A 4,792-nucleotide genomic window follows, 5' to 3' on the forward strand; every position below is an offset into this window, starting at 1 on the left:
GAAAATCAAATAATCACTATAAAGATCAAGCATATCCATTTAATTCCCTCCCTAAAATTAAGGGCGGAATTCTAATGCTTTTTAGTCAAACTACAAGTTTATGTGCGTAACATGAGTAACTTATCTTAATGGTTAAACACTGAGGAATGCCCCACTATTTGCATCCTAAGCTCATGGGGCCTTCCTTAACCGGATTATGCAGTAAACACCTGGCCGTCTTTAATGGTTTTCACTTCCGATTGTGTGTATAAAACACCTTGTTTATTTAAATTAAAAGGCCCCATCACCCCGTTACCCGGCGCATAAAGGTGAATCTGCTGCACAAGGGCGGCAAGGGAAAATCCTGAGCCTTTTTGTAATGAAGCCTCAATACTGGCATTAACCATATTAAATACATCATAGGCATAACCGGCTTCGGTACTGGGGTAGTTAAAATTAATTTCCTGATATTCGTTTATAAAGTCGGCAGGCATTGCCTGAGTATCCACATACCACTGGCCATTAAATACTCTCATTACTGTTGGAGTTACTTGATCGACAATACTAGTAATGGGTTTTTGGATGTGGGCCTTACTCATTGCTGATTGAATTTTTTCAATTCGTTCCGGTGAAGCCATAATAAGATAAAGTTGGGGCTTTTTGGCTTTTAATTTCTGGATTAAGGGAGCATAATCGGTAGTATCCGCTTTGATTTCTTCATGTAAAACTATCTTAATACCTGAATCTTTACCAATTTGTTTGAGAACACTTTTGGCTAATACTTGATCTGATACTTCATCAGTCGCAATGAGTGCAATTTCCTTTATATTTTTTTGCTGTAAGGTTTTTACCATAACCTTTGCTTGTTCATAATCTGGGCTCCATGCCAAAAAATTATGGCTTCCATCGGCAATACGCGGATCGCTGGCCATGCTAAAATGAAGAATATTATTTTTTTGTGCTAGAGGCTTTACCATTAAACCATTTTTAGACCCCTCCGTAACTAGTACATTAATTTTATGGGTATCAATAAATTTTTGTAAGCTCACTTGCATTTTTGCCTCATTTTTAGGCAGTGCATCTAAGGTATAAAAGGTGTAATGAATAGCGTCGTTATGGGTTTTATCCCGAGCCATTTCCATCGCATTGAGAATGTTCCGACCAATAAACGCTTGTTTATGGGAAAAAGGAGCGTAAATACCAATATGAACTTCTGTGCTGTTTTTTTCAATGTTGGCAAAACTAATATTTATACCTAAGCCTAGCATAACGGTTGTTGTTATTATTGGTTTTAAAATACGAGTAAGCATTCTCATTCCTTGATTAACAAACTTCCACACATTCTGCTATGAATAGCCAATAAATACAATGCTTGGACTGCGCAAAAAATATACTGTTCAGCTGAGATTAGACCGCGAGACTTTCTTTAAACTTGTTGAATATATATACAAACTCTGAGATAATTAACATTTTGAGCAACTCTAAACATGATGAATTGCACTAAAGCAACTTTACTTCTTTTAAGCATTTCGTGGACAGCCTCAACGCATGCGGATATTAACGCCTATGTCAATCGCATAAAAAGCAAACCTGCAGCACTTTATACTTTTTTTAAAAAGATGCCTAAGGGTGGTGAACTGCATTACCATTTAGCGGGCGGCCCCTCTGCTGAAGTGATGTTGTCATTGGTTGCACAAGCGGATTATTGTGTAGCAAGGGATAGCTTGACGGTGAGCGAAACAACTAATAACTGTCAAGGAGTGAGTACCAATTCGCTCGTCAAAGACCCCCTGTTGTATAAACGAATTATTCAGAGTTGGTCGATGGAGGATTTTACTCCAGGCAAAGAATCAGGACACGATCATTTCTTTAACTCCTTTATGAAATTTATGTCCATTGTAATTAATTACCGTCCACAATTAATTGCCAATGTTATTGAACGCGCTGCGGAGCAAAATGAGCACTACCTGGAAATTATGGATATTGCCGATAATGCGAATGCAACAAGCTTTGGCCCTTTAATAAAAAATGCCGCTACTTTTGCAGAACGTAAAAACCTCTTACTTAACAATAAAGATTTTCAAAAAAATATTATTCGCACAATCCAAAACAGTGAGGCGATGGAGGAGCAAGCTAGGAAGTATTTAGGCTGCGAACGTCATTCACAGCAAAAATCCTGCCAAATTAAAGTGAAGTTCTTATACTATGTATTACGTGAACAGGCCCCCGATAGTTTTTTTGCTCAAGCTTTAAATGCGTTTGAGGCAGTAGCTCGCTCCAAAGGAAATCTCGTGGGTGTTAATTTAGTCCAGCCGGAAGATGGCGTGATTTCTTTACGTGATTATGAGCAACAAATGCGGATCTTTAATTATTTACACGCCCAATACCCCCAAGTCCATATTGCCTTGCATGCTGGTGAGATAACTGCAGACCTTGTTAATAAGAAAGAATTAAGCTACCACATTCATGACGCTGTTTTTATTGGTAAAGCCCAAAGAATTGGCCATGGGGTTGATATCCTATCCGAAGACAATGCTCAATCGACCTTAGCCTATATGGCTAAACATCAAATCCCGGTTGAGGTGAACCTCACCAGTAATGCCTCTATTTTAAACGTTTCTGGCTCTAAACATCCATTAAAGTACTATTTGAAACATCATGTACCGGTTGTATTCTCTACTGATGATGAAGGAATATTAAGGACTGACTTAACCCAGCAATATGTTAATGCTGTAATGGATCAACATTTGGATTACTCCACGATAAAACAAATTAACCGTAATGCTTTAACTTATGCATTTATTCCAGGGCAAAGTATTTGGGCTAATCCCTATAAAGCGGAACTTGTTCCTGCTTGCCAAAATTTAAATGCCCTAAGCTGTATGCAATTTATTGAAAAAAATGAAAAAGCGCAATTACAATGGGACTTAGAGAAAAAGCTCGCTGCTTTTGAGAAGGCATACTCTTAAGCTACGGGGATAAGAGAGCACCTCAATTCGTTCTTAAGCAATTGACGTGCGTTTATCCTCATTTATATTCAATTTTTTAATTAGTTTTTTTAATTGCGATTTCATTATCTGCTGATGAAAAAAGCGAATAGTTTGAAAGTAAAGTTTACCCCAGCGATTGTTAAACTGCACCAGTGTGGTGATGGTAATGGTCTGCTTTGAATTTTTTAAGATCATCCGCACGTTTAAATGCTTATCATCCTCACCAAAAAGCAGCTCATTATCACTCCTAGCAAAAAGTCTAAAAAGCCCTGCCCTTTCACCTACCCTTAAGCATACTGCTGTTTCTTGAGTAGGAATAGAACGTGTAATAAGGCCGCTCCAACATAGCAATATATTTCTTAAATTTAAAAGAGTGCGTGCCCAAGAGGATGATGAATTAAAAAATAATTGCGCAATAGTTTCTAGGGATGGATTAGAACTAGCTTTATATTCTCCTCTGAAGGCATCAGAATAATCGATGCGCAAAAGTGCTTTATTTACTAATCCATGCTTATAAACGGCAGTTTTTCTTATTGTACCCATAGGATTTAAGTCCTTTAATTAATTACTCGGCCTTAGTTAATACTGAGGTAGGTAAATTTAATTGATCCCTTTTTAGAGACAGCTTAATTTTGGAATACAACTATAACCTAAAAATTTACTTTTGCTGAGTGCATTAGGCAATTGAAAATCAAATACACTAACCCCGTATATTCTTTGGGCTTGGTAGGTACGGCCATCACTTGCACCAATCATTAATAAATCACCATTCTTATTTTTGCCCAGATAAAGCATAACATGGGTGACATTTAGCTTTCGTTTAATTTCATAGGTGCCACTCCAAAAGAGCAAATCTCCAGGACGCAAATACGAGAATTCTAAAGAGGAGAAGTCATTACCGGTGACCGGATAAAAATGCCCCTTTTCTACTACCCATTTATAGAGTAAATCAGAAGAACGTGGAACATCATGGATCCCCACCGTGGTTAAAAGATAATAGATGGTGCCGGAACAATCCATTCCCCTATTTTTGGGGTCGGCTGACCCATAAAGATAGCCTAAATTTTTACTAGCAATATTTAATGCTAAAGTAAGCAGATTTTTAACCGCTGCGGAGTTCCTATTAAAATCTTGCAATTCTTGCGTTGAAATAGAGAGTGGATTTTGGGTTTTCAGAGGATCAGAAAACACAGTACTGACGGAAACAAAAAGCAGTAAGTAAGCAAGTAGATGCCGCACAGACCCTCCTGATTAAATGTGTTAACTATTCCAGCCCGCCTCTAACTAATCAATCTGAACAGGAGTATGAAGCGTAATTAATGTACTAAGCTTCATCGCATCCGCATTGGATAACCTAATACAACCGTGGCTAGTCGAACGCCCAATAGTTTGTGGTGTATCAGTGCCGTGAATGCCTATACCAGACTTATTTAATCCTATCCACACCACTCCTACCGGGCTATTTGGTCCCGACGGAAGGTTATAATAATGCTTACCCTTTTTTCCCTCCGTTAGCATTTTTTTATCATAACGAAATTCAGGTAAGTAAGTTATCTTTTGAATGTTCCATAGCCCCTTAGGCGTTGGTAAATCTTTCGAGCCAGAACTAATAGGAAATGCCGCCAAGATTTCCTCACCCTCATAAACAATAAGTGTTGCTTCCTTAATATTTATTTTAATGCTTCTTTTGGCAAGCTTTCCTTGTTAGCTAGGTCCGGGGATCTGGAACAAAATTCAGGAAAAATAAGAGCTATTCCCGGTTTGTTAGTTCATTCACCTTACTCTCAGAATGGCTTATCCACAAGTCCATAGGCCAGGAGAGC

General features: G+C 38.2%; 5 protein-coding genes. 1 reads left to right on the forward strand and 4 read right to left on the reverse strand.

All coding sequences use genetic code 11. From position 1 onward, the window contains the following. Window positions 1-194 precede the first annotated feature (194 nt). Window positions 195-1,289, reverse strand: coding sequence for an ABC transporter substrate-binding protein (locus tag ELY15_RS13385; protein ID WP_233586760.1), 1,095 nt, complete (start codon window positions 1,287-1,289; stop codon window positions 195-197). A 180-nt stretch (window positions 1,290-1,469) separates the two neighbouring features. Here ELY15_RS13385 and ELY15_RS13390 point away from each other — a divergent pair, with 180 nt between their 5' ends. Beyond that, complete coding sequence (locus ELY15_RS13390; RefSeq protein WP_127100876.1) at window positions 1,470-2,948, forward strand: adenosine deaminase; 1,479 nt, start codon at window positions 1,470-1,472, stop codon at window positions 2,946-2,948. Between the two features lie 33 nt (window positions 2,949-2,981). Here ELY15_RS13390 and ELY15_RS13395 read toward each other — a convergent pair whose 3' ends face one another. The 3 genes from ELY15_RS13395 to ELY15_RS13405 all read right to left on the reverse strand — a co-directional run bounded on the left by ELY15_RS13395 (window position 2,982) and on the right by ELY15_RS13405 (window position 4,649). Then, window positions 2,982-3,512 carry a DUF2867 domain-containing protein gene (locus tag ELY15_RS13395; protein WP_127100868.1) on the reverse strand — a complete coding sequence of 177 codons (531 nt, stop codon included), beginning with the start codon at window positions 3,510-3,512 and terminating at the stop codon, window positions 2,982-2,984. 72 nt (window positions 3,513-3,584) lie between these two features. Then, the gene (locus ELY15_RS13400) at window positions 3,585-4,208 is read right to left on the reverse strand and encodes a C40 family peptidase (protein ID WP_127100870.1); all 624 of its coding nucleotides are present in this window, start codon (window positions 4,206-4,208) and stop codon (window positions 3,585-3,587) included. 45 nt (window positions 4,209-4,253) lie between these two features. Then, complete coding sequence (locus ELY15_RS13405) at window positions 4,254-4,649, reverse strand: L,D-transpeptidase (RefSeq protein WP_370449438.1); 396 nt, start codon at window positions 4,647-4,649, stop codon at window positions 4,254-4,256. Between the last annotated feature and the right edge of the window lie 143 nt (window positions 4,650-4,792).

Origin of the sequence: Legionella sp. km772 (genome assembly GCF_003989735.1) — a bacterium.
Lineage (GTDB): Bacteria > Pseudomonadota > Gammaproteobacteria > Legionellales > Legionellaceae > Legionella.

Coding starts and splice junctions, on each gene's coding strand:
- ELY15_RS13385 (WP_233586760.1), bottom strand. CDS start 1,289: ATGCTTACTCGTATTTTAAAACCAATAATAACAACAACCGTTATGCTA.
- ELY15_RS13390 (WP_127100876.1), top strand. CDS start 1,470: ATGAATTGCACTAAAGCAACTTTACTTCTTTTAAGCATTTCGTGGACA.
- ELY15_RS13395 (WP_127100868.1), bottom strand. CDS start 3,512: ATGGGTACAATAAGAAAAACTGCCGTTTATAAGCATGGATTAGTAAAT.